The organism is Magnetospirillum sp. UT-4, assembly GCF_902729435.1.
Taxonomy (GTDB): Bacteria; Pseudomonadota; Alphaproteobacteria; order Rhodospirillales; family Magnetospirillaceae; genus Magnetospirillum.
Genome location: NZ_CACVCG010000036.1, coordinates 25,567 through 47,424 on the forward strand (window position 1 = coordinate 25,567; position 21,858 = coordinate 47,424).

The 21,858-nt window shown below is 67.6% G+C and carries 27 protein-coding genes; 4 read left to right on the forward strand and 23 right to left on the reverse strand.

The annotated features are described in order from the left end of the window. Positions 1 to 2 precede the first annotated feature (2 nt). The 14 genes from MTBUT4_RS03250 to MTBUT4_RS03315 form a co-directional block, all read right to left on the reverse strand. On the reverse strand, positions 3 to 2,564 hold the full coding sequence (locus MTBUT4_RS03250; protein WP_173978232.1) for a phage tail tape measure C-terminal domain-containing protein: 2,562 nt from the start codon (positions 2,562 to 2,564) through the stop codon (positions 3 to 5). A gap of 185 nt (positions 2,565 to 2,749) precedes the next feature. Continuing rightward, positions 2,750 to 2,941, reverse strand: coding sequence for a hypothetical protein (locus MTBUT4_RS03255; RefSeq protein WP_173978233.1), 192 nt, complete (start codon positions 2,939 to 2,941; stop codon positions 2,750 to 2,752). After that, positions 2,938 to 3,462, reverse strand: coding sequence for a hypothetical protein (locus tag MTBUT4_RS03260; RefSeq protein WP_173978234.1), 525 nt, complete (start codon positions 3,460 to 3,462; stop codon positions 2,938 to 2,940). Before MTBUT4_RS03260 ends, MTBUT4_RS03255 begins: the two co-directional genes overlap by 4 nt. Before the next feature lie 11 nt (positions 3,463 to 3,473). Then, the gene (locus MTBUT4_RS03265) at positions 3,474 to 4,433 is read right to left on the reverse strand and encodes a phage tail tube protein (RefSeq protein WP_173978235.1); all 960 of its coding nucleotides are present in this window, start codon (positions 4,431 to 4,433) and stop codon (positions 3,474 to 3,476) included. A 21-nt stretch (positions 4,434 to 4,454) separates the two neighbouring features. After that, on the reverse strand, positions 4,455 to 4,889 hold the full coding sequence (locus MTBUT4_RS03270; protein WP_173978236.1) for an acyl-CoA transferase: 435 nt from the start codon (positions 4,887 to 4,889) through the stop codon (positions 4,455 to 4,457). Beyond that, positions 4,882 to 5,514, reverse strand: a complete 633-nt coding sequence (locus MTBUT4_RS03275; protein ID WP_173978237.1) for a DUF6441 family protein — start codon at positions 5,512 to 5,514, stop codon at positions 4,882 to 4,884. Before MTBUT4_RS03275 ends, MTBUT4_RS03270 begins: the two co-directional genes overlap by 8 nt. Next, positions 5,511 to 5,807: a hypothetical protein gene (locus MTBUT4_RS03280; RefSeq protein WP_173978238.1), complete on the reverse strand. Its 297-nt coding sequence runs from the start codon at positions 5,805 to 5,807 to the stop codon at positions 5,511 to 5,513. The genes MTBUT4_RS03275 and MTBUT4_RS03280 overlap by 4 nt, the downstream gene beginning before the upstream one ends. Positions 5,808 to 5,809: 2 nt before the next feature. Further along, positions 5,810 to 6,832: a major capsid protein gene (locus MTBUT4_RS03285; RefSeq protein WP_173978239.1), complete on the reverse strand. Its 1,023-nt coding sequence runs from the start codon at positions 6,830 to 6,832 to the stop codon at positions 5,810 to 5,812. Positions 6,833 to 6,848: 16 nt separating this feature from the next. Then, entirely contained in the window at positions 6,849 to 7,238 is a 390-nt protein-coding gene (locus MTBUT4_RS03290; protein ID WP_173978240.1) for a head decoration protein, read from the reverse strand. A 12-nt stretch (positions 7,239 to 7,250) separates the two neighbouring features. After that, positions 7,251 to 8,432 carry a S49 family peptidase gene (locus MTBUT4_RS03295; RefSeq protein ID WP_173978241.1) on the reverse strand — a complete coding sequence of 394 codons (1,182 nt, stop codon included), beginning with the start codon at positions 8,430 to 8,432 and terminating at the stop codon, positions 7,251 to 7,253. Beyond that, positions 8,429 to 10,222: a phage portal protein gene (locus tag MTBUT4_RS03300; protein WP_254434719.1), complete on the reverse strand. Its 1,794-nt coding sequence runs from the start codon at positions 10,220 to 10,222 to the stop codon at positions 8,429 to 8,431. Before MTBUT4_RS03300 ends, MTBUT4_RS03295 begins: the two co-directional genes overlap by 4 nt. A gap of 2 nt (positions 10,223 to 10,224) precedes the next feature. After that, on the reverse strand, positions 10,225 to 10,434 hold the full coding sequence (locus MTBUT4_RS03305; RefSeq protein ID WP_024080787.1) for a phage head-tail joining protein: 210 nt from the start codon (positions 10,432 to 10,434) through the stop codon (positions 10,225 to 10,227). Positions 10,435 to 10,436: 2 nt separating this feature from the next. Continuing rightward, positions 10,437 to 12,383, reverse strand: a complete 1,947-nt coding sequence (locus MTBUT4_RS03310) for a phage terminase large subunit family protein (protein WP_371737496.1) — start codon at positions 12,381 to 12,383, stop codon at positions 10,437 to 10,439. Beyond that, the gene (locus MTBUT4_RS03315) at positions 12,364 to 12,948 is read right to left on the reverse strand and encodes an elements of external origin (protein ID WP_173978242.1); all 585 of its coding nucleotides are present in this window, start codon (positions 12,946 to 12,948) and stop codon (positions 12,364 to 12,366) included. The genes MTBUT4_RS03310 and MTBUT4_RS03315 overlap by 20 nt, the downstream gene beginning before the upstream one ends. Positions 12,949 to 13,022: 74 nt before the next feature. Between MTBUT4_RS03315 and MTBUT4_RS03320 the strand changes: the two genes are divergently transcribed. Then, positions 13,023 to 13,406, forward strand: coding sequence for a hypothetical protein (locus tag MTBUT4_RS03320; RefSeq protein WP_173978243.1), 384 nt, complete (start codon positions 13,023 to 13,025; stop codon positions 13,404 to 13,406). Between the two features lie 99 nt (positions 13,407 to 13,505). Continuing rightward, positions 13,506 to 14,087 carry a DUF3489 domain-containing protein gene (locus tag MTBUT4_RS03325; RefSeq protein ID WP_173978244.1) on the forward strand — a complete coding sequence of 194 codons (582 nt, stop codon included), beginning with the start codon at positions 13,506 to 13,508 and terminating at the stop codon, positions 14,085 to 14,087. Positions 14,088 to 14,112: 25 nt separating this feature from the next. Here the strand turns inward: MTBUT4_RS03325 and MTBUT4_RS03330 are convergent, their stop codons facing one another. Together MTBUT4_RS03330 and MTBUT4_RS03335 are read right to left on the reverse strand one after the other, a co-directional pair. Continuing rightward, positions 14,113 to 14,580, reverse strand: a complete 468-nt coding sequence (locus MTBUT4_RS03330; protein ID WP_173978245.1) for a hypothetical protein — start codon at positions 14,578 to 14,580, stop codon at positions 14,113 to 14,115. A gap of 4 nt (positions 14,581 to 14,584) precedes the next feature. Further along, positions 14,585 to 14,821: a hypothetical protein gene (locus MTBUT4_RS03335; protein WP_173978246.1), complete on the reverse strand. Its 237-nt coding sequence runs from the start codon at positions 14,819 to 14,821 to the stop codon at positions 14,585 to 14,587. A 91-nt stretch (positions 14,822 to 14,912) separates the two neighbouring features. On the opposite strand from MTBUT4_RS03335, the gene MTBUT4_RS03340 reads away from it, so the two are divergent. Together MTBUT4_RS03340 and MTBUT4_RS03345 are read left to right on the forward strand one after the other, a co-directional pair. Further along, positions 14,913 to 15,077, forward strand: a complete 165-nt coding sequence (locus MTBUT4_RS03340; RefSeq protein WP_173978247.1) for a hypothetical protein — start codon at positions 14,913 to 14,915, stop codon at positions 15,075 to 15,077. Positions 15,078 to 15,079: 2 nt separating this feature from the next. Continuing rightward, positions 15,080 to 15,289 (forward strand): hypothetical protein, encoded by a 210-nt coding sequence (locus tag MTBUT4_RS03345; RefSeq protein ID WP_254432374.1) that lies wholly within the window; start codon positions 15,080 to 15,082, stop codon positions 15,287 to 15,289. Here the strand turns inward: MTBUT4_RS03345 and MTBUT4_RS03350 are convergent. From MTBUT4_RS03350 to MTBUT4_RS03380, 7 genes are all read right to left on the reverse strand, one after another. Next, a complete protein-coding gene (locus MTBUT4_RS03350) occupies positions 15,276 to 16,538 on the reverse strand; it encodes a site-specific DNA-methyltransferase (RefSeq protein WP_173978249.1) in 1,263 nt (420 codons plus the stop codon). The two genes, MTBUT4_RS03345 and MTBUT4_RS03350, sit on opposite strands and share 14 nt — an antisense overlap. Further along, positions 16,528 to 17,910 carry a site-specific DNA-methyltransferase gene (locus MTBUT4_RS03355; protein ID WP_173978250.1) on the reverse strand — a complete coding sequence of 461 codons (1,383 nt, stop codon included), beginning with the start codon at positions 17,908 to 17,910 and terminating at the stop codon, positions 16,528 to 16,530. Before MTBUT4_RS03355 ends, MTBUT4_RS03350 begins: the two co-directional genes overlap by 11 nt. A gap of 2 nt (positions 17,911 to 17,912) precedes the next feature. Beyond that, positions 17,913 to 18,779, reverse strand: a complete 867-nt coding sequence (locus MTBUT4_RS03360) for a phosphoadenosine phosphosulfate reductase family protein (RefSeq protein ID WP_254434720.1) — start codon at positions 18,777 to 18,779, stop codon at positions 17,913 to 17,915. Continuing rightward, the gene (locus MTBUT4_RS03365; protein ID WP_173978252.1) at positions 18,779 to 20,035 is read right to left on the reverse strand and encodes a DNA cytosine methyltransferase; all 1,257 of its coding nucleotides are present in this window, start codon (positions 20,033 to 20,035) and stop codon (positions 18,779 to 18,781) included. The genes MTBUT4_RS03360 and MTBUT4_RS03365 overlap by 1 nt, the downstream gene beginning before the upstream one ends. A gap of 377 nt (positions 20,036 to 20,412) precedes the next feature. Beyond that, positions 20,413 to 20,856, reverse strand: coding sequence for a DUF6362 family protein (locus tag MTBUT4_RS03370; RefSeq protein ID WP_173978253.1), 444 nt, complete (start codon positions 20,854 to 20,856; stop codon positions 20,413 to 20,415). Beyond that, complete coding sequence (locus MTBUT4_RS03375; protein WP_173978254.1) at positions 20,849 to 21,040, reverse strand: hypothetical protein; 192 nt, start codon at positions 21,038 to 21,040, stop codon at positions 20,849 to 20,851. The genes MTBUT4_RS03370 and MTBUT4_RS03375 overlap by 8 nt, the downstream gene beginning before the upstream one ends. Beyond that, a complete protein-coding gene (locus tag MTBUT4_RS03380) occupies positions 21,037 to 21,549 on the reverse strand; it encodes a crossover junction endodeoxyribonuclease RuvC (RefSeq protein ID WP_173978255.1) in 513 nt (170 codons plus the stop codon). Before MTBUT4_RS03380 ends, MTBUT4_RS03375 begins: the two co-directional genes overlap by 4 nt. Positions 21,550 to 21,858 lie beyond the last annotated feature (309 nt).

Genomic DNA, 21,858 nt, shown 5'->3' on the forward strand with positions numbered 1-21,858 from the left:
CCTTACCGATAAGCCCCCGCCGCCGGGTTGAGGCCATAGCGGTGCTCCAGCACCGGGGCCATGCCTTCGCCGCGGCCGATGCGGCGGCTCATGCGGCCCTCGATCTCCTCGACGATGATGTCGATCTGGATGCGGCCATCGGACCCCTGGGATTGCTCGGCACGGGCCTGGGTGCCGGAGGCGTTGTTGTTGACCGTGACCACCACGCCGACCGCCGGCTGCGACAAGGCGGCCGTCAGGATGCGATCGGCATTGTCCATCTGCCTTGGCGTGAAAATGCCCTCACCGACGCGGGCGACGATGGGACGCTCCCCCGCCACCAGCCCGCCGGTGTGGTATTTGGGCGCCCCTGCGAAAACCGAGGTGCTGTATCGACGGGTCTCCAGCCGGTCGAGACCGATCAGGCCACCGGAATGGGCGATGGCGAAGTTGCCGGTGCTGGGGACCGGGACGGAGCCACCGCCGCCGCCGCTGGCCCCAGCCGATCCGGTGCCGGAAAAGAAGCTGCCGATGCCGGCGATCAGGCCGCCGAACAGTCCACCGCTGGCTCCGCCGAACAGCGGCGCCACCACCGCCATTCGCCAAGCGGCACGCAAGGCTTCCTCGGCCAGGGTGTTGAACAGATCGCCCGCCGCCAGCTTGCCGGTGGTGGCCCATTTGACGAAGGCATCTTCGCTGGATTTCAGCATGCCGGTGACGACACGCTCGGCACTGCGGGCGGCATCGGACGAATCCTCGACGTAAGAATTCAGCGCCCGCTTGGCGCCGTCCGACCATTCCCTGGACGCCGCCAGCTTGCGCTTCTCGGCCTCCTCGATGGCCCGCGCGTGGGTGTCTGCGTCGAGCGCGCCTTGGGCCAGCAGGTCGTTCAAATCGCGCAATGTGTCGGCGTATTCCTGCTCGGCGGTGCGGTGCTGGTGCACCAGTTCCTTGCCCCTCGTCCGGGCGTCGGCTTCCTCCTTCAGCGCCCGTTGCAATTCGTCGAGCGCCTGTTTCTGGTCGAACAATTCCCCTGCCAGTCGGGCGGCTTCGGCGCGGTCGGCGGCGGACGACTCCTTGGGCAGTCGCGACACCGACTGGTCGATGGTGGCCTGCCGGGGCTGCCAGGGGGCGGAAAGCTCGCGCTGGAGGTCGTCCAGCACCTTGGCCGTCTGCTCGGCGGCACGGAGGCGGGCCTCGGCCAGCGGCTTCTCGATGGCCTCGACCTTGCGTGCCGCCACCTGCCGCAGCAGGGAGATTTCGCGGTCGACATCGCCCGCGTCGACCCCCGGCAGCGCCGATTTCCTGCGAGCCGTCTCGATGTTGCGGGACAACTGCCCCTCGATGGCGGCGATCTTGCCGGCGGCATCGGTGGCCGCCTTGACCTTCTCCTCGTCCAGCGCCTTCAGCCGCACCGCCATGGCCTCGGCGTTGCGGTCGCGCTCGGCCGCCTGGCGGCCGGATTCGGCGTCGGCACGCTCGGCCTCGAAGGCCGCCACCTCGGTGCGGCCCCTTTCGACCAGGGCGTCGATGTCGCGGCGGAGCAGGTCGGCCTGCTGGCGCAATTCCGCCATGCGGCGGCCGGTGACGCCTAGCCCCTGATATTCGGCGATCCGGCCTTCGACATCGCCCAGTTGCCGGCTCTTGGCCGCCACCTGGGCGGCAATGTCGGGGCCCTTCAGCAGGTCGCGGATGCCATCGACCATGCCGGTCAGGTCGTACAGCACGCCCTGCGCGCCTCGGCCGACCGTGCTGGTGCGCGCGATTTCTTCCAGCAGGTTGCCCCAGGCGGCGGCAAGATGGTGGGCGGCCCCGGTCAGACCGGCCGCTTCCGCCGCCCCGGCGCCGCCGACCTGTTGCTCCAGGGCGTCGAGCACGATCCTTTGGGCACCGGCGACGTCGCCGGTCTCGACCAACGAGCGGATCACCTCCTTCTGGGTGGCCGAGAACGACACGCCGACACGGCGGAGCGCCGAGATGCCCTCGATGGGGTCCTCCAGCGCCTTGCCCAACTGGGTGGCCGAGGACGACAGATCCTGGCGGAACACCGCCGACAGGTCCTGGGCCAGGCGGATGGCGCGGGTGAAGGTGTCGCCCGAGACCGAGCGGAAGGTCGCCATGACGGCGGACGCATCCATCACCCCCTCGGCGGTGGCGAGCGTGCCGGTTTCCATCTCGTCGGCGAGTTCGGCCAACTGGCCGGCGGTCAGCCCGGAGGCCGCGCCGGTCGCCTTCAGCACCGCCTCCAGCCGGCGCAACGACTGGTCGGCGGATTCCATCTCGCGCACGCCCTGGACCAGGGCGGCGCCGACGGCGCCCACCGCTGCCGCGGCGATCAGACCGGTGCGCCCGGTGGCCATCAGCGCTTCGCCGAACAGGCCCATACGCCCGGCCATGCCCTCAACCACGCCGCGCACGCCCTGGCCGACCTCGTTGATCGCCAGCAGCGCCTTCGACGCCGGCTGCGCCGCCCGCTCGATCCGCTCCAGCGCCCGGCGGCCGTCCTCGCCCAATTGCATCAGGGCGCGGCGGAACACCTCGCCGTCTTCAAGGGCAAGGCGGATGGAGACGGTGCGGGCGCTCATGCGGTGTGCCTTGGGAAAGGAAGAATAAATTTAACCACAGAGACACAGAGGCACAGAGATAGCTTTCAGGCAGAAAAGCCATCGCCTTATGATAAATACCACCGTCGAAATGTTATTCGGAAGGCTCGCCGTATCAACCGGCACGCCCTCTCTGTGCCTCTGTGTCTCTGTGGTTTTTCTATTCTTTATTCTAATTCAGAAGAAATGCCCTCACGCATCCCCGCTTCCGCGAACGGCAGCAGCAGCGCCAGCGCCCGTTCGTCGAAGCCCAGGGCACGGCCGTGGGCGAGCAGGCCGGCGATGTCGAAGCGGGCCGGATCGGCGCGCATCAGCATCTCCCATGCCTGCCAGCCCTGTTCGGTCTGGGGCTCGTTCAAGTCGGTGGGGCAGCTTCCGTCACCGGCGCATTGGGCGCCGTCGTCGTGGCACTGGCGGCAGTATCCTGGCCCGCCGCCGAAGTGCCATCGGCCGCGGGCCTGGAGACGTTTCCCTCGGCGAGGACCGCCTCATGGGGCGCGGTGTAGAGGCCGACGAAGGCCTCGGCCACGCCCTGGATCAGCATCAGGTCGGCGACGGTGGTGTCGGACACCGCGGCCGGAGCGCCGTCGGCCTCCAGCACGCCCTCCCACTCCAGGATGGCGGCGCGGGCCAGCGCCTGCGCGAACAGCAGCTGCGAGAACCCCGCCACCGCGTCGTCGTCGCGAAGGTCCGGCAGGCCGGAGACGTCGCCGCCGACCGCCTTGAGATCGGCAAACTCGCGGGCAATCGCACGGGCCTTGCGCCAACCCTTGATCCGTGCGGCCTCATAGGTGGCGGTGGTCAGCGGGCGGACGTGAAGCCGCACGCCGAACGGCAGATCGAGCCAATACGGCTCCTTGGGCAGGCACAGACGGATCATGGGGCGGGCCTTCAATACGAGAGGACGTCGTTGATCAGGGTGACGCGGAGCAGGTAGCCGGCGACCGGGTCGCGGGCGGCGCGCCAGTCGTAGCTGGCCTGGATGCCGCCGGGGCCTTTGATCTCCTGCTTCTTTTTGGGCAGGAACACGCGGGGCAGATGGAAGGTAAGCGCGAACGCAGTGCCGGGGATGGTGAAGCCGTACTGCATCTCGACCGGGTTTTCCGCGGCGATAGCAGAGGTCAGCGTGGCGTCGGTGCCGAAGCGCACCTCGACCGAGCCCTCGGCGGTGGCCTCGGTCTCGTCGACGCCGTCGATCAGGCCATCGGAGCGAATGGTCTCGACCGGCTCGAGGTTGTTGGAGAACGACAGCCGCCCGCCGACCACATTGGCGAGCGGTTGGCCGCCGACCAGGATGCTGCCGCTGCCCTGGCTGAAGCGGCGCAGGGCGAAGCTGGCCGGAGCGGCGTCGATGGTAGCGGCGGCCTCGGTCTCGCCCTGGGCGATCACCGCGATGGTGGCGTTGGCGGGTCCGGAGCGGGCCATGTCGAAGGCGAGACTGCCCAGCTTGGCGCCTGAGTGGCGGAAGAACTTGGGCGTCGCCAGGGTCGGGTGGCTGATCTCGATGGCGAGGCTTGGCAGCGAGCCGCCCGAAGTGAAGGCATGGGTGAAGCCGGTGCCGGCATCGCCGCTGGTGGCGGGGGCGCCGAGCAGGCCCCTCAACCAGAAGCCGAGGCTGCGCAGATCGAGCGGCACACCGAACTCGCCCTCGTCCTTGACCGCCTCGTAATAGGGATCCTGGGCGTCGCGCCCCTGGCCCAGCAGCGGGTCGTAACCCAGCGGCCGCTCGGCGCCCAGGCTGGTTTCCTTGAAGGACAGCCTGGTGTAGCCGTCGGCCGGGGGCGTCCCATAGGTGGCCTCGAAGGCGGCCAGCAGGATGCAGTCGGCGCCGTAGGCGCGCGTCTTCGACATGGGAGCGGTTCCTTGTGTGGATCAGCCGAGCGGCGAGTCGGCGGTGTATTCGAGGGCGACGATGACCTTGGCCCCCTTGAGGCCGGCGGCGCCGTCGATCGCCTCGGTGATGAATTCCGGCGGCTCCGGCATCGCCAGATCCACTGTGCCGCCGAGGGTGGGATCGGCCGCCAGCCGGTCGCCGATGAGGTTGAGGATGCCGTCCAGCATCCCGTCGCGGTCTTCCGGGGTAGCGCCCTGCACCACCACCTCGATCTCGGCCCGGCGGCTATGGATGTAGGCGGGCGGCGACAGCAGCATTTCCGGCTCGGCGCCGTTGCCGTCGAACAAGGTGACCAACCCGCCCGCCGGGATCTTGGCCGCCAGCGGCTCGTTGCGGCGAACGCTCGCGCCGGGGATCCCGGCCAGCAGGGCCGCCAGTGCCTTCAGGGCTGTCTCGCGGGGAGAATCAGCCATCGTTCTTCCCCAGCGCCGAGACCAGTGTGGTGACCAGCCGCCGCTCGGCCGCCCCCTTGGCCCGGTTGATGTCGAGGCGCTTGCGTAAGGTCACCTGCGGATAGAGCAGGAACATGATGGCGGTGGCGGCATTGCGCCCGGTCCTGGACCTGGCGAAACCGCCGCGCTTGCCGGTTCGCGCCCGCATGTCGTCGGCCACCAGCAGAGATGGGCCGCCCCTGCGGTAGACGAAGCGGAGCGGAATGCCGAGCCGCTCCTCGACCAGCCGGGGCGTCGGGCGCTTCTTGCCGATGCGGGCCGGGCAGCCGGGACCGGGCACCGCCAGCCAGAAACCGTCGGCCGAGCGGATGGTGGCGCCCTCGTCGAAGGCGCGGATGATATGGGGCGCCTTGCTCCACACCAGCCCGGCCGGGCGCAGGGAATCACCGGAGGCCGGATAGGTCTGCGACCGCCAGGTGTTGGCCAGCCGTGTTCCCAAGCCGGCACCGGTGACCTGGGTGCGCAGGTCCAGCTTCAGCCCGTTGGTGGCATCGCGCATGGCGGAACTGGTGGCCCGTTCGGTCGCTTTCACCTCATCGGCCATGACGCGGGCGAGATCGCCCCGGATGGCGGCAAGCACCCTCATGCCGGCCTCACGGTGATGGTCCAGATCAGGCGCTCGGCATCCAGGCGGGGTTCGCCCTGGACGACGAAACTGTCGCCGTCATGGACGATGATGTCCCCTGCCGCCGGACTGACGACCTCCTTCCGCCGGATCTCGAAGACCGCCGTCGCTGTGTGAACGGTGATGTCGGCGAATTCGAGATCGCGGTCGGGCCGCCCTACCAGGGCACGGATGGACCGGCCCTGGTACGTCACGGTGGTGGCCAGGTTCGGATCGACGAACAGGTCGTCGAGGGCCGCCTCGAATGCGGTCACGGTCAGTTGCCCGAGAACAACCGCACCGCCAGACGCGGGCGCTTGTTGACGGGCAGGATGGAGGCCTCGGTCTTGACGTCGATGGCGCTGCCGTCGTTCCGGGCCAACTGGCGGGCATACATGGGCACGCCCAGGGTGTTGACCGTCTCGATCAGGTTGGCCGGGGCGCCATAGGTGACGAAGGTGTCCATGGTGCCGAGCGGAAAGGCGATGCCTTCGCCCGCCGGAATCAGGGTTTCGGTGGCGCCGGTCGAGAGGGTGACGGTGGCGTTGTATTCCTCGAACACGATGCCGGCGAAGGGGAAGCGACGGCGCACGTCTTCCCGCAGCGGCTGGGCGCCGGCCGACGAGAAGAATTGGTAGGCAGTCTCGACCTTGGCATGGGCAATCAGCTTGTCGAAGAACTCCGGGCTGACCAGGGCCAGCACGCCGGTCATGGTCTCGCCCTTCAGTTCCGTCTCCACCTTGCGCAGCACGTCGCGGATCTTGCTCTGGACGTTGGTGGTGGCGGTGCCGAGGGCAAAATCCACCTGCTGGCGGCTCAGGCCGAATTCGCTGAAGTAGTCGTAAAGGGTGGAACCGGAGCCGTCGCGGATGATGCCGCGGAGCGCATTGACCTCCATGAACTCCCTGGTTTGGGCGTGCTTGGACCGCATGCGGGTCAGTTTGCGCTCCATGACGGTGGCCAGCGGATCGGCGGCATCGGCGACACCGAAACCGCGCACGCCCTGGACGTCCTGGGGCGTGATGGAATCGTCATGGGGAATCCACGGCACCGTGAAGGAGCGCATGCTCCGGGCGTCGCGGTTGGCGACGGTGGCAGGGCCACCCAGCGGCACGGTGGGCAGCAGGTTGAGGACGCCCTCGGCCTGCTCGATGATGACGCTGCGCTGGGTGACGCCCTCGAAGCGGAACAGCCCCATCTGGCCCAGCCGGGTGTAGAGGTTGGGCAGGATGTTGATGGCCTGGGTCATCTCGGCAAGCGAATAGCCGCCCGCGTCGAAGGGATTGATGATGGCGTTCATGGGTTTCCTCGGTGCGTTAGACGGTGGTGCGGGCGACGAGGCCCAGGGCAGAAAGCTGGGCAATCTTGGCAACCCGTTCGGCGGGCTGATCGACGGAGGCGTCAAACGCCAAGGCGCCTTCGGCCAGGATGACCGGACCACGGGCGGCGATCAGGCCGGTGGCGGCCCCGCCGCTGGCATCCACCGCTTCCAGCAGCACGGCGACGGCCACTTCGGCACCTTCGTCCCCGACCACCTCGGCGACGGGCGACAGGCGGTATTCACCGCTGGCGGAGACCTTGCCGAGCACGGAGCCGAGCGGATAGTTGGTGCCGGCCTTGAGCGTCACGGTCTCGCGGCCATAGCTGGGGTTGCACTCGAATTTCAGCAGGTCGCCCAGGGTGGGCGAAGCGGTCAGAACGGCCATGGTGGTTTGTCCTTATTTCCTTGCGGCGGCTTCGCGGGCACGCCGGACGATGGGGCTTTCGGCGTCCGTCTTGGGGGCCGCAGCCGCCGGAGCGGCGGCGACCACGTCGGTGGCGTCGGAACGCTCGGCCAGTTGATCCAGCACCGTGCGGCGCAACGCCTCGGGGCGGATGCCCTTGGCCATGGCTTCGGCGGGATCGATGGTGACACCGAGGCGGGCGGCCTGGGCGGCGATGGCGCTGATCTCGGAATATTCGGCGCGCAGGCGCTGCTCCAGATCGGCGGTCAGTTCGACAGGGATTTCCCCCTGGGGTTCGGACATCGGGACTTCCTTTCGGGCGGCGATGGGGCGGGAAACGGTGGGTCGGGCCAGCACAGCCCCGAGATCAGCCAGGGCGACACGCAGGGTGCCGACCTCGTCGGCCAGCCCGGCGGCCACCGCCTGATCGCCACGATAGACCTGAGCCTCGGTGGCCCGCACGGCGTCGGGGGACAGGCGGCGGCGCTCGGCCACCAGGGTGGTGAACTTCCCATAGAGGGCATCGACGTCGGCCTGGAGGGCCGCGCGGGCCGAATCGGATAGGGGTTGATGGGGATTGCCATCCACCTTGCTGGCTCCGGCATGAACGAAGGTCCAGGCCAGCCCGGCCTGGGCGTCGGCCCCGGATTCGTCGCGGTGAACCGCCACCACGCCGATGGAGCCGACCTCGCCGGTCTGGGTGACGTAGAGGCGGTCGGCGGTGCAGGCGATGGCATAGGCCGCCGACAACGCCGCCTCGTCGGCCACCGCCCAGATGGGCTTGCCACACTGGCTGCGGATGGCCTGGATGTGGTCGACCAGATCGAACAGGCCGCCCACCTCGCCGCCGGAGGAATCCACGTCCAGCAGAATGGCGCGAACGCCGGGATCGGTGGCCGCCGCCTCAATGGACTCGGCGATGTCGGAATAGGCGGTCAGGCCGCTGGCGGCGCCGAGATAGCCGGAGCGGGCAACCAGGGTGCCGATCACCGGCACGATGGCGATGCCGTCGGGCGTCACCGCTATTTCGGCGGCCGGAACCGCATCGCTGTCGAAAGAGATGGCCTGTCCGGCCAGCCGGGGTCCGAGGGCGCCCAGGATCACATCCAGCTTACTGCGGGCGACCAGCAGCGGCGTCCCATACAGGCGAGCCGCGAGATGCGGGAGGTCCGTCATGACCGCTCCCCTGCCATCCGGTCGCGGACACGGTCGGCGATGCGGGCTACATCGACGGTGATTTCGATCTCGCCGCTGCGGCAGGTGACAATATCCCGCCCTGCTGTGCCATCAGCCGAGGAGCCGACCATATTCACCGCCCGCCGGAGATCGACTCCGATGGAGCGCAGATCGGAAACGACGGCGAGATGCACCATGTCCCTCAGCGTGAAGTCACGAGCAACGCCATTTCGAGTGCTGTGGATGGGCACGAAATGCCTGCGGCAAATCATCTGGTGGAGGTTCGCTCGTGAAATCCCCGTCACCTCACTGACGGTGTCGATGCTGAAGACGCGTTCGCTCATATCCATCCTCCGGCTGATGGGGCTGGTGTCATGGGTGGGGGCTGCCGGCGGCGTGGCACCAAACGACAGCCCAAGCCGCTGTTCCCGGTCCCGGTCGGCGGCGATCTCGGCATCCACCTGTTCTGCGTCGAAGCCACGCTCGGCCAAGGCCTGGGTGCGGCTTTTGAGACCTGCGTCGATCTGCTCGATCTCGGCCTTGGCGTCCTTGAGCGGATCGACCCAGTCCCATTTTGGCGGCAGCCAGGAACAGGCGATGAAGGCCGCGCGGTTGCGTTCATAGCCGGGGATGTCGAGCGCCCCGGACAGCACCGCCACGTCCATCCAGCGCTGCCACACCACCCGGCACATCTGGTGGACCATCACCGAGTGCTGCCATGCCTCGACCCGGCGGCGGAATTCCAGCAGCGCCATGCGCGAGTTGGAGTAGTTGGCCTTCAGCATGTCGTTGGACAGGTAGGCATAGGGCACCCCGGTGGCGGCGGAGATTTGCAGCAGGGTGCGGTACTCGAACGGCTCATACGATCCGCCGACATCGGCGGGTGCCGAGGTCTGGATCTGCTCGCCCGGTTCCAGCGGCACCACCTGGCCGGGCTGGACCTCGACGATACGATCGCCGGAACCGTCATCGGCGGGCACCAGGTCGATCACGTCGGCAGGGGCCGGCGAGGTCACGAACATGGCGTACATCGCCGCGATCTTCTTGCGTTCCAGTTCGGCGTCGTCGTACTGGTCGAGCAGGAACAGCTTGACGATGGCCGGGGCCAGCCGTGACACCCCGCGAAGCTGGCCGGATTCCACCGGGTCGATGACGTGGATGATCTCGGTGGCCGGCACCCGCACCGTTTCGCCCACCAGACCGGGATCGGTGCAGTCGCCGGGATGGCGGCGCAGGAAGTGATAGGCGACGCGGCGGCCGATGCGGTCGAATTCGATGCCCTGGCGGATGACGTTGCCACCGGGAAGGATCTCGGTTCGGGTCAGCGGCAGCATTTCCGATGGCAGCATCTGAAGCTGCAACGGCACCGTCAGGCCGTCCTCGGGGCGACGCGGGCGCAGGCGGAAGAACACCTCCCCGGCGATGAACACCTCGCGGGCGGCGCGACGCTGCTGCCCGTAGAAATCGGTCAGGCCCTCGGCATCGGATTCGTCGGTCCAGGCCAGCCAGAGCTGCTGCACCAGGGCCTTCAAATCCTTGTCGGCGATTAGGGATGACGGCTTGATGCCGGTGCCGACGGCATTGCCGGTCCAGCTTTCGGCGGCATTGAGGGCATAGCCGTTATTGCGCACCAGATAACGGGCTCGCGCCGTGATGTCGGAACCGGCGGCGGCGATCAGGGTATTGACGTGTGCGCGGCTGGGCTGGAAGCCCTTTAGACGGCGGCTGCCCTGGGCGGCCTCGAAGCCGCCGATCAGAGCGCCGATCCTCCTGCGCAGTCCCGACAGCATGATCACAGCCCCTTGGTGGCGACGGCGAGAATCCGGCGGCGGGGCTTCTTGCCCTCCAGCACGGCGATGCGGCGGTCGAGATCGGCCAGAACATGATTGGCCTGGGTCAGGTCGTATTGGACGGTGCGGTCGCCCACCGTGACGCGGGCCACCAGGGAATTGCGCCGCGCCAGCACCCGTTCGCGTTCGGCCTTCATTTCGTCGAGGGTCATGATCAGTGCATCCCGCTGAACTTGATGATCCGCCGGGGACGGCGGGCGATCCGGCGCACCTGCCCGGCCTCTGATTCACTGGTGCTGGCGATCACGGCCAGTTGCGCTTCCAGATCGCGCCATTTGGCCTCCGGCCAGCGGTCGGCACCGGCGATCCAGGCGGCGGCGCGGGCATAGACTCGGCAATCCAGCGCCTCATTGCGCTCGCGCAGCTTCTGCCATTCCAGCTTGGAGAAGCCGCGGCGGTTCTTGACCGTCACCAGCTGCTCGGCAACGAATTGCTTGCACCACTCCGAATCCGCCCACGATGGCAGATGCACCGTTCCGGCCGGGAAACGGACGCCCTCGGCCAGTTCCTCGTCGGTGGGACGCTCGAGGCGGAGGAAACGGTAGGTTTCGGTCTTGAAAGTGGACACCGCCACCGTCCACAGCCGGGCACCACGGCGCACTTTCTTGCCGCCCTCGGTGGCATCGACCAGGGTCGGGCCGGACACCGGACTGGAGCGGTTGAAGCCCTCGACGCCCTTGATCGGCGAAACCTGACCAACGCCCATCTTGCGGCCCCAGGTGTAGACCGCCGAAGATTCGTAGCCGCTGTCGATGGCGAGGCGGGCGACCTTCAAGGCCGCGCCGCTGGCATGGGTCCAGGTTTGCCCCAGCACCCGCTCCAGCGCCGCCCAGGTTTCGGCATGTTCCGGCCCGCCGTCGATGACGATATGGTCGACCAACCAGCTTTCGAGGTTGCGGCCCCAGGCCCAGACGTCGATTTCGATCCGGTCCTTCTGGACGTCGGCCCCGGCGGTGAGGAACAGCCCGCCCGCCGGCACAGTGCCGTTGGCCCAAGATTCCCTGCGGTCGTAGAGGCGCTGCCAATCGGGGGCCTCGCCGCTCTCGACCCAGGTCTCCCCGAGCACGGTGTTGCGGAACACCCTGAGCGCATCGTCCGATCCCTGGGCCGCTTCCCACATCCGCACGATGCTCTCCCAGGATTGCCAGCCCGGCGGCGAATACAGCGCAGAGATGTGGAAGCCGACGGTGCCGGGGTCCTCGGCCACCGCCGTGGCCCGCCACTCTCCCGCCGCCAGCATGGTGGCCTTGGCCGATTCCCGGATCGGCTGGTCGCAGGCCTCGCACTGGTAATGGACGGAGGCCGGCTGGCCCTTGTCCCATTTCAGCCGGTCGAATTTCAGCCACTGCATTTCGCCGCAATGGGGGCACGGCACGAAGAAGCGGCGCTGGTCGCTGGCCTCGAATTCCCGCTCGATCCGCGACAGCCCGCGAATGGTGGGCGTCGAGACCAGGAACGCCTTGGCCCGGTGGGCGAAGGTGGCCATGCGGGCACACGCCAGGGCCACCGGGTCGCCCTCCTCGTCGGCCGAGGCCGGATAGGCGTCGACCTCGTCGAGGAACAGATAGCGGGCCGGCATCGAGCGCAGGCCCACCGCGCTGTTGGCTCCGGTCATCACCAGGGTGCCGCCGGGGAAATCCTTCGACAGCATGGTGTTGCCGGCGTCGCGCGAGCGGGCCGGCTTGACCCGTTCCCGCAGGATGGGGCTTTCATCGATCAGGGTGTCGATGCGCTGGCGCGAATTGCGCTTGGCCATCTCGACGGTGGGCTGCACCGCCAGCACCGGGCCGGGGGCATGGTGGATGATGAAGCCGAGAAAGTTGTTGCCGGCCTCCGTCGCGCCCACCTGGGCGCCCTTCATGAACACCACCCGCCGGCAGGGATGGGACGGCGACAGGCAATCCATGATCTCGCGGAGGTACGGCGTGCGGGCCGTGCGGTAGCGGCCCGGCTCGGCGGAGGCGCGGCTGGACAGAACCCGGTGCCGGTCGGCCCATTCCGACACGGTCAGCAGCGGATCGGGCCGCAATCCGTCGCGCCATGCCTGGAGCAGGATGTCCGATCCCCGGAAGCCCAGGGTGTCATCGGAAATTCGGCTCAAGGGCTGCGAGTTCCCCAAGGTGATCCCTCACATAGGCTTCCAGCAGGGTCTGCATGGTGTGGGCGTCGATTCCGGCCTCCAGCGCCATCTGGGCGGCGATTCGGGCCGGCCAGGTGATCCAGGCATCGCGCTCCTGGCGGGCCAGCTTGAACATCAGGGCCGAGGCCCGCGCCCGGTCGACCACCTCCTCCTTGAGGCGATCCACCTGGAGCCGCGCCTTCTGCGCCTTGGCCACCTCGTGCATGGTCCGCGCCTGGGCGAAGGTGGCACCGGAGGCAGCGGATGGCGGGGCAACGGGTGGTGGCGATGCGGCTTCACGCTGGGGCTGCGTGGCCACCGGTTTCGGAACAGGGGCGAGCGGCGGCGGAGTGGCTATCGCCGCCGATGCCGGGGCCGACGGCGTTTTCCGGGCCGGATCGGTCCGGGCATCCCAGGCGGCGTCGGCCTTGGCCGGGTCGATGGTGCCGTCAGGCTCCTGCGGAATGCGGCCGGCGCGAGCGGCCTTCAGCACGGAGACGTGGCTGATGCCGCGATGGCGCGCATAGGCGCGGATCGACAGGCCCATGAGCGAAATCCCACGAAAAACGAAATAAAATGATCGACTTATCCAGTTGATGACATCGGCCGGTAGAGCGATTGATGGTCCCACGAACAGAGGAGACCATCACGATGACCCTGCCCGCCAACAACACCGAATGGGGCTTTTTCGGAACCATCCGCCTCCATGCCGACCAAGCCGAAGCCTGGGAACTGGCGATGGCCACAATCCAGCCCGCCACCGGCTGCCCCGAGGCGGCGGTGCGGGACTTCCTGGACAGTACGCATGGGCGCCACTTCGCCGACGACGTCGCCAACGGCCTCTTCGCCGGGCTGACGCTGGCGGCGGCCATCGACGCGGCGGTAGCCCGCTGGATGGGCTGGACGATCAGCCGGCGCACGTCGCGCGACACCGGCATCCCCCACGGACTGCCCTACCTGACGGGCTTCGTCACCCACTGCGAGATCATGGCCGACGTTGCCTGATTGGCGCCTTACCCTGCCGCCCCGACCGGGTTCACCTCGGCGGGGCTCGGGGTGGTACAGGCGCGGATTGCCCGCGCCGCCAGCCCAGAGGGACCCGTCATGACCCAGATCCAACTTTCCGACACCCAGGCCGTCATCCTGTCCGCCGCCTGCGGTCGCGACTCCCGACTCGTCTTTCCCGTCATCGCCAACCTCAAGGGTGGCGCCGTCGGCAACGTCCTGAAGAGCCTGCTGAAAAAGGGGCTGATTGAGGAAGTCCCCGCCACTGATGACAACACGGTCTGGCGCCACGGCAACGACGACACCCCGCTAACGCTCCGCGCCACGTCTGCCGCCTATGAGGCATTGGACATTGTCGGCGACGCGGGCGCGGACACGGCGCCGGAAGACGAATCAGCGGCTGACACGGCCAACACCACCGAAACCCAGCCCACGGGCGCCCACGGCGCGCCCGAAGCCAAACCCGCCCGCAAGACCCGCGAGGGCACCAAGCAGGAGACGCTGATCGCCCTGCTGAAGCATCCGGAGGGCGCCAGTATCGAGGAGATCAGCAGCGAATTCGGATGGGCGCACCATACGGTGCGGGGCGCGATCGCCGGGGCCTTGAAGAAGAAGCTGGGCCTCGCCGTCACCAGCGAGAAGGTCGAAGCGCGCGGTCGGGTCTACCGCATCGCTGAATGACCGCCATCAGGCCGGCGGGCCTGGCTCAAGGTGCGGGCCAGACCTGCCGGCCAATGGACCGGAACTTGGTGATCGCCAAGGCGCCACGTTCATTTCGCGCCTTGCTCCCAGGTCGGAGCAGGGCTGCCTCGATTGCCGCGCGATCCGCCTCGAAGATCATCACCGGTTCGAACAGTTCGTCCATCAAGACGAGGAGCACGGCATCCCACGGTTTGGCGAGATCAATGGAGCCGAGCCGCTGGCCCGTCAGCTTTTTGGTGCGCGGGATCGAACGAGCCTTGATCTGTAGGCGGCGGCCAGCGCGATCCGTGGCGTCGTATCCTGCCTCGCGGGCAACCGCAAGATCGAGGCCAAGGAGCCGAGCTGCCTCGTATTCGCCGACTTCGCCGGTGATGCCCAGCGGCTTGCCCGTCAGGCGATAATAGTCGATGGCGATCCTGCGCGCCTGTTCCAGCAAGCCTGCGATGCATTCCATGTCGGGGTGGCAGGTCATTCAGCTATCGGAATCTTCGGTGATGGTTGCCCCATGATAACCGCTCAAACAATCGCCGCATCAAATACGAGCGCAAGATCGAGATGACAGTGAAAACACCGCCGATGGCCATGTCGTCCGACAGGCTGGTGTGGAGCCCGAACAGGGGGAACACCACAACCTGGGTGGCGACAGCGATGCCATAGCCGATCGCGACGTTGGCGGCTGCCTCGGCCAGCGACATGCGGCGGGATTGGCGCATTCTTGCACAGCCTTGAAATTGCATGATTAATCGACTTGATTGAGGGGCGGAACAGAGCGGTAGTGGTTTCACCAAAGCCGGAGAAACCACCATGACCAACCGCGACAGAACCCTCGCCGAGATCGCCACCAAGCTGCTCGACCTGGAGACGATGGCAACTCGCAACAGCGACCGCCTCGACTTTCACAACCTGGCGATCTGGCAGATCAAGGCCGCCCTGGAAGCCGCCTACGCCGCCGGCCAGGAGGCAAAGTGATCATGGCCCTGACCGTCCGCCCCACCGCCGCCCTGAAGGCCCATCCGCAGTGGTCGCAGACCGACTTCGAATATTTCCGGGGCAAGGGCTATTCCAACCAGCAGATCCTCGAATTCTGGGAACGTGACCTGCGGCTCGGCTGCCAGCCGCTGAACTGGAAACCCACCGACGCCAAGTACCAGCATTCCCTGCGCCGGATCACCCGGCGCTGACAGCCTTCCCGGCGGTGAGTTCGTCGAAGGACCGGCCATCGCCGTCCAGCACGGCCTTCCGCCCGGACAGCTTCTGCCAGCGACCGACAATCACATCGCAATAGGCTGGGTTCAGCTCCATGGCAAAGCAGATGCGCCCCGTGGTCTCGGCGGCGATCACCGTGGTGCCGCTGCCGGCGAACGGCTCGTACACCCCATCGCCCTCGGCGCTGTTGTTGAGGATGGGGCGGCGCATGCATTCCACCGGCTTCTGGGTGCCGTGAACCGTGGCCTCGTCCTCGTCACCACCGTTGCCGATGGCCCACACCGTGGCCTGATCCCGCGCTCCCTGCCAATGGCCGGTGCCATTCTTGCGCACGGCATAAATGCAAGGTTCGTGCTGCCAGTGGTAATCACCACGGCCCAGAACGAAGCGCGGCTTCGACCAGATGATCTGGGCGCGGACCTTGAAGTCATTGGCCTCCAGGCTGTCGGCCACAATCTTGGCGAAGATCGCCGCGTGCCAGACATAGGCCACCTCACCGGGAAACAGCGCCCAGGCTTCCCGCCAGTCGGCGCGGTCGTCGTTGGCGACCTTGCCGGTGCGGGTGGTGGACGACACCCCGGCCTGATTGCGCCAGGACGGATCGTATTCGACGCCGTAGGGCGGATCGGTGACCATCAGATGCGGCGTCGCCCCGGCCAGCAGGCGCTCGACATCGGTAGCGTTGGTGCTGTCGCCGCACAGCAGGCGGTGCTGGCCCAGGATCCACAGATCGCCGGGCCGCGTTACCGGGTCGGCGGGCGGCTCGGGGATGTCATCCTCGTCGTCGGTCTGGCTGGCACCGTCGCCCTCGGCTTCCGCGTCGGCCATCAGCCGGTCCAGATCCTCGTCGGAGAAGCCGATCAGGTCGAGGCTGAAGCCTTCCTCCTGGAGGCGGGCCAGCTCGGCGGCCAGCAGTTCGTCGTCCCAGCCGGCATTCAGCGCCAGCTGGTTGTCGGCCAGACGATAGGCGCGGGCCTGGGCATCGGTCAGGTGATCGAGCCGGATCACCGGCACCTCGGCCAGCCCGAGATGACGGGCGGCGAGCAGGCGGCCGTGGCCGGCGATCAGCACACCCCTCTCGTCCACTAGCACCGGCACGTTGAAGCCGAATTCAGCGATGCTGCCGGCCAGCTGCGCCACCTGGGTTTCGGAATGCGTCCGGGCATTGGCGGCATAGGGCAGCAGCCGGTCGAGCGGCCATTTCTCGATCGCTTCAACCAGCATGGTCAACTCCGCGCTCGGCCGCCACCGCCGCAAACGGGCGGCCATCGGCCAGCGTCACCGGGATTTCGGGAAACAGCGCCTGCCAGCGCAGGATCGCCACGTCGCAATAGGCGGGAGCCAGTTCCATGGCGCGGACCTTCCGCCCGCACCGCTGGCCAGCGATGATGGTGCTGCCCGATCCGGAAAACGGCTCGAACACCACCTCGCGCTCGGCCGAATAGGTCCGCATCACGAAATCCGGCAGCGCCACCGGGAACACCGCCGGATGACTGCCGTCGCCTTCGATGGCACCCTTGTGGCGGGTCACCCGCAGCACGCTGTCGGGAATGCGGGTGTCCTGGATGGCATTGCCGTGGCCGGTCTTCCTCGACACCGTGCCATCGGCGGCCCGCAGGCCCCCACCGCCCAACGTCTCGCCGGCATGGGCGCAGGCGACGATCTTGTTGGGCTTGCGCGAGACCTTGTTGAAGTGGAACACCAGTTCGAAGGCGGGGGCGAGCCGCCCGCCCCAATCGCCCGGCAGCCCAGGGCCCTGGTCCCAAACGTACAACCCGAACTGACGCCAGCCGGACTCGCGCATGGCGTCGAGCCAGCCGCGCCAGTACGGCACCCATTCACCGTCACGGTGGATCAGGCCGAGATTGACCAGCACCTGGGCATTGGGCTTCACCGGCAAGGTGGCAAACACGCCGGCCATCAGCCGGTCCCAATCGGCGATCCCGCCCGAGGCGTAGTCCCGCTGCTGGCCGTAGGGCGGTGAGGTGAACACCAGCGCCGCCATCTCCCCCGCCATCAGCATGGCGATTGCCGCCGCATCGGTGGAGTCGCCGCACAGCAGGCGGTGATTGCCGAAATGCCAGAGGTCGCCGGGACGCGACACCGGGTCGCGGGGCGGCTCGGGGGTGGCATCATCGTCATCCCCGCCGCCGGCCGCATCCTCGTCCGGATCGTCGTCGAGCGGGGCCATCAGGTCGGCCAGTTCCTCGTCGGAGAAGCCGGTCAGCCCAAGGTCGAGGCCGTCGCCGTTGAGCGCATGCAGTTCCGCCGCCAGAAGTTCCTCGTCCCAGTCGGCATTGAGGGCCAGCTTGTTGTCGGCCAGCACATAGGCGCGGCGCTGGGCCTCGGTCAGGTGGTCGAGCACCAGCACCGGCACAGTGTTGAGGCCAAGCTGCTTGGCGGCTGCCAGCCGACCGTGGCCGGCAATGATGTTGCCCTGGCCATCGGCGAGGATGGGATTGGTGAAGCCGAACTCGACGATGCTGGCGGCGATTTGCGCCACCTGGCTGTCCGAATGAGTCCGCGCGTTGCGATCATAGGGGCGCAACCGGTCGAGCGGCCAATGCTCGACCGTGTCGGGAAGCGGATGGGGCATGATCAGTCCGTGCAGTCGCAGGGCAGGCAATCATCGGAAGGGCCGCCCTCGAAATCCCGTTGGCGGCGGACGAACCGGAACATCTCGCGGTAGCTGGGCCGGTCGGCACGGAACAGTGCCATTTCCGGCTTGGTCAGAGTGCCCATGGCCGGAGCATCGCGCTCCATGCCGATCCACCAACGGGCGCGCTCAGGGAACAGGCGCATGATCCCCTGGATGGTGGCCGCGCCCTTCATGAAGCAGAGGTCACAATTGCCGAGCGGCGTCTTGCCGTTGTTGTCGGGCAGGCCGAGATCGAAGGGCTGGCGCTTCCAGAACGCCGAGACGTCCTGGCGGGTAACGCGGGCCTGATCCAGCGGCAGGACGGTCTCGAACCGCTCCTTGCCGGCCTCGTTCATGGCCTTCTGGCGGGCGACCCGGCGGGGCTCGTCATGGCGCAGGCCGACTACGTTGACCCATTCCGGGTAGCCCAGCATGTCACGCATGAACGCGATGCCGCGCTTGACCTTCAGGTAATGGGTGCAAAGCCGCATGGTCGGGTTGGGCAGGAAGCCCCGCGCCCGGACCACCTTGGCGAAGGGCTCGCCGTCGCGGGCGGCGCTGTTGTAGCCGACCACGCCGGTGTCGAACGGCTCGGCGGGATCGTATTCCAGCCAGTTGATCGGCACCTGCCAGCGCACCGAGCATTCGTGGACGAAGCGCAGCGTCTGCTCGAATTCACGGCCGGTGTTAAAGAACACCACATGGACGTCGGCGGGCAGACGACCCTCGTGGGCATCCATGATCTGGCGCAGCATGTAGCCGGACGTGCGCCCGCCCGAGAACGACACCAGCGCCGGGCCCTCGATGCGATAGGGATTGCGGGTCATCATCGATTCCCTGCGGCCTGGATGCGGTTGCCGATCCATGCCATCACCGGCACGGCCATGGAGTTGCCCAGCGCCCGATAGCGCGGGCCATCGGGGCAGCGATCCGCCGGGCGACCGCGCCAGGGGATGCGGGTGTAGTGGTCGGGGAAACCTTGCAGTCGCTCGCACTCGGTCGGAGTGAGACGTCGAACCGCCATGCCATGCTGGACGGCCAACTGGCCACCGGCATTGTCGCGACCCACCGCATTCATCGCCCGCAGCGTCGGAGCAATGGCTCCGGCGGCAACCGGGGTGCTGGCCTTGCAGTCGAAGGCGACCGGAACCAGCGGCGTACCGCGCCCGGTGCCGTCCTCGGAAGCGTCGAAGCCCTCGCCACGCAGGGAATGGGTGACGAAGGTTTCGGTCTCGAAATCCATCCGCCCGCTGGCCGAGGAACAGGCATTCAGGGCGGTGGCGATGTCGATGGAGCCTGATGTGTTGTTGCCGCCGAAGGCGACGGGCAGATCGTCGAGGCTGAACCCGCCACGGCGGCGAGCGCCGCCCGCAAGGGTTCCGGCAACACCTTGTTGCGGTTGGCGGCGCGGCGGAGAATCCCGGCGCACGCCTTCGCGCTCAAATAGTACCGCGACGGGATCGGCCCGGTCTCCAGGACCCGCCACAACGAACACGCGACGGCGTCGTTGGGCCAGGCCGAAATGTTGGGCATCGAGCACCCGCCATGCGACTGTCCGCGCGGGTCCAAGCACACAACCAGCGTCCGCCCATCTGCCCCCTGGCGGGAGAAGCGGACCATCTTCGCCGGCCAATCCGCCCAGAAGGCACCCGAAGGCGTTGTCGCGGGTGGACAGGACTCCGGGGACGTTCTCCCAGACGATCCAGGTTGGGTCGATGGCATCGGCGAGGTCCACGAAGGTCAGGGCAAGGTTACCGCGCGCGTCGTCCAGGGACTTGCGCCGGCCCGCCACCGAGAACGCTTGGCAGGGCGTGCCGCCCACCAGGACGTCGATCTTTCCCCGCCACGCCGAGCCGTCGATGGCGGTCATGTCACCCAGGTTGGGGATGGCCGGGTGACGGTGCGCCAGTACGGCGGAGGGGAATGGCTCGATCTCGGCGAGGAATGCCGGTCGCCAGCCCAGGGGTTCCCACGCCACCGTGGCGGCTTCGATGCCGCTGCACACCGAGCCGTAGACCAGCCCGGTGGCGCACGACATCGCGCCGAGGGCCGGCGGGGCCGGCTCGGGAAGAGCAAGATGCATGAGGCTGGTAACCGGATCCGGGGTGGTAATCGGGGTGGAATCCGGACGGCCGGATACCGGGCGGCTACCACCCTGCCCGAAGACGCCAAAGGCGCACCAGCCTTGGCCGGGCGCGCCTCGTGGGGTGGTAACTGGTAACCGGGTGGTACCCTAAATTTTTCGGCTGTCGCTACCGATGTTCGGCGCTGAGCCCTCCCGCATAGCGAGTGTGCCAGGGAGGAACCATTGATTTTAAGGGGATGCCGGAGATGCGGACGGCTGGTCCTGGGGGTGGACCGTGCCGTCCGCGTCTGTCGCCAGCATGACCGCAGGCTATCCCAATTCGCCCGATTTTGTCCGTTCGAAAAGTGTTCGCATGGCCGACTTCGCCCCCCTTCTCACTGGTCCACCGATCTGGTCGCCATGATCACCTGCCGCCGCGACCTGTTGCGCGGCAGCCGACGCCCGTTGAGCTTCCACGCGATGACGCACAGGGCGAAAAGCCAGTGTTCGTTGACGGCGGTGCGGGCCAATCCGACTTTCCAGCAGATGGCCTTCCACGGCTCGCCGGTGGCCCGCAGCCAGACGATGCGGGCGTCGAGCGGATCGAGCAAACGCAGCCAGGGCAGCGCCCCGTCCATGCGGGTGATGGCGGCGGCCGAGGGCGGCGGGCGTCGCAGGGTGATCTCCGCCACCGCGCACGAGTCCCAGAACTCGCGGAGCATGGGCGGCCAAGTGCTGGCGAAGCCCTGCACCCGCACATCGGGCAGCCGGCGCAACGTGTCGGCGGCTTCGACCAACCTCTCTTCCACCAGGGACGGTGTCCACCGGATGTCAGTCATGGAACACCTCCGGGCGCTTGCCGTAGAGCTTCACCCCCAACTGGCGCACCAGCTCGCGCTCGGGCCAGGTCAGGCGCTGGTCGTCCTCGGCGATGACCAGGACACCACGCTCCTGCCAGCCGTCGCGCTTGACCTGCTCGGGATCACGGCGGCTGCCGCCGTAGCCCGGGGGATGCCACCTCATCGCACACCCCCGTGGGTGTCGATGGCCCAGGACAGGATGGCCAGGGCATCGGCCTCGTTGTCGTCCTCGGGATTGAACCCGCGCCCCCGCATGGCGACGATGACCGCGTCCTTGCTGGCGTTGCCCTTGCCGGTGGCGTGGCGCTTGATGGCCCCGACGGGAACACCCTGGTAGGGGATGTGGTTGAATTCGCACCACGCCGACAGGTGAGCGAGGAAACCGCCGTAGATGTGGGCGGCATCGGTCCCGGCATGCCGACGGACTTCCTCGAAATACACCGTGCCGATACCTTTGGCGCCGTCCCGCAGGTGGTCGAGCCAGGAGCGGAAGCGCAGGAAACGCATGCCCCCGCCCTCGTAGCGGCCAGGGCGGAAGGCCATGGTGCCGGAAACAATGGTACCGTCGGATAGACGCATGGCCCATCCGGTGGTGGAGCCCAAATCCAGCGCCAGCAGCGAGCTGCCCGCATCGGCAGAATGGCTCGGGAGTGATTGAAGAGAAGCCGTCATGTCGTTCCTCCAGGGGTGAGCGTGGAGGGGCGGCAGCGCGGCCGGGCCGAAGGCAGCACTGTCGCTCGCGATCATCAGGGAAATTCGGGGCGTGCCCCATCGGCCACCGGGATGGCGGACGAATTGCTCAAGATCGAGGGAAATTCTCAAGCCAGCCCGAGACGGGCTAACCCATTGGTCCTTCATAGATAATTCTAAATAATTCAATATATTCAATACTTCATCGAAAAAGGTGTGAAGAGAAGGCACCCCACCCACATGCCCGCGCGAGGGTGCTTTGGCGGAAAGATTGAAGAATTTGAGGAATTC

Coding starts and splice junctions, on each gene's coding strand:
- MTBUT4_RS03315 (WP_173978242.1), bottom strand. CDS start 12,948: ATGGGCCTGTCGATCCGCGCCTATGCGCGCCATCGCGGCATCAGCCAC.
- MTBUT4_RS03270 (WP_173978236.1), bottom strand. CDS start 4,889: ATGGCTGATTCTCCCCGCGAGACAGCCCTGAAGGCACTGGCGGCCCTG.
- MTBUT4_RS03265 (WP_173978235.1), bottom strand. CDS start 4,433: ATGTCGAAGACGCGCGCCTACGGCGCCGACTGCATCCTGCTGGCCGCC.
- MTBUT4_RS03275 (WP_173978237.1), bottom strand. CDS start 5,514: ATGAGGGTGCTTGCCGCCATCCGGGGCGATCTCGCCCGCGTCATGGCC.
- MTBUT4_RS03350 (WP_173978249.1), bottom strand. CDS start 16,538: ATGCTGGTTGAAGCGATCGAGAAATGGCCGCTCGACCGGCTGCTGCCC.
- MTBUT4_RS03335 (WP_173978246.1), bottom strand. CDS start 14,821: ATGCGCCAATCCCGCCGCATGTCGCTGGCCGAGGCAGCCGCCAACGTC.
- MTBUT4_RS03355 (WP_173978250.1), bottom strand. CDS start 17,910: ATGCCCCATCCGCTTCCCGACACGGTCGAGCATTGGCCGCTCGACCGG.
- MTBUT4_RS03340 (WP_173978247.1), top strand. CDS start 14,913: ATGACCAACCGCGACAGAACCCTCGCCGAGATCGCCACCAAGCTGCTC.
- MTBUT4_RS03370 (WP_173978253.1), bottom strand. CDS start 20,856: ATGACTGACATCCGGTGGACACCGTCCCTGGTGGAAGAGAGGTTGGTC.
- MTBUT4_RS03360 (WP_254434720.1), bottom strand. CDS start 18,779: ATGACCCGCAATCCCTATCGCATCGAGGGCCCGGCGCTGGTGTCGTTC.
- MTBUT4_RS03375 (WP_173978254.1), bottom strand. CDS start 21,040: ATGAGGTGGCATCCCCCGGGCTACGGCGGCAGCCGCCGTGATCCCGAG.
- MTBUT4_RS03330 (WP_173978245.1), bottom strand. CDS start 14,580: ATGACCTGCCACCCCGACATGGAATGCATCGCAGGCTTGCTGGAACAG.
- MTBUT4_RS03305 (WP_024080787.1), bottom strand. CDS start 10,434: ATGACCCTCGACGAAATGAAGGCCGAACGCGAACGGGTGCTGGCGCGG.
- MTBUT4_RS03365 (WP_173978252.1), bottom strand. CDS start 20,035: ATGCATCTTGCTCTTCCCGAGCCGGCCCCGCCGGCCCTCGGCGCGATG.
- MTBUT4_RS03325 (WP_173978244.1), top strand. CDS start 13,506: ATGACCCAGATCCAACTTTCCGACACCCAGGCCGTCATCCTGTCCGCC.
- MTBUT4_RS03380 (WP_173978255.1), bottom strand. CDS start 21,549: ATGACGGCTTCTCTTCAATCACTCCCGAGCCATTCTGCCGATGCGGGC.
- MTBUT4_RS03290 (WP_173978240.1), bottom strand. CDS start 7,238: ATGGCCGTTCTGACCGCTTCGCCCACCCTGGGCGACCTGCTGAAATTC.
- MTBUT4_RS03285 (WP_173978239.1), bottom strand. CDS start 6,832: ATGAACGCCATCATCAATCCCTTCGACGCGGGCGGCTATTCGCTTGCC.
- MTBUT4_RS03320 (WP_173978243.1), top strand. CDS start 13,023: ATGGTCCCACGAACAGAGGAGACCATCACGATGACCCTGCCCGCCAAC.
- MTBUT4_RS03260 (WP_173978234.1), bottom strand. CDS start 3,462: ATGATCCGTCTGTGCCTGCCCAAGGAGCCGTATTGGCTCGATCTGCCG.
- MTBUT4_RS03295 (WP_173978241.1), bottom strand. CDS start 8,432: ATGACGGACCTCCCGCATCTCGCGGCTCGCCTGTATGGGACGCCGCTG.
- MTBUT4_RS03345 (WP_254432374.1), top strand. CDS start 15,080: ATGGCCCTGACCGTCCGCCCCACCGCCGCCCTGAAGGCCCATCCGCAG.
- MTBUT4_RS03250 (WP_173978232.1), bottom strand. CDS start 2,564: ATGAGCGCCCGCACCGTCTCCATCCGCCTTGCCCTTGAAGACGGCGAG.
- MTBUT4_RS03300 (WP_254434719.1), bottom strand. CDS start 10,222: ATGCTGTCGGGACTGCGCAGGAGGATCGGCGCTCTGATCGGCGGCTTC.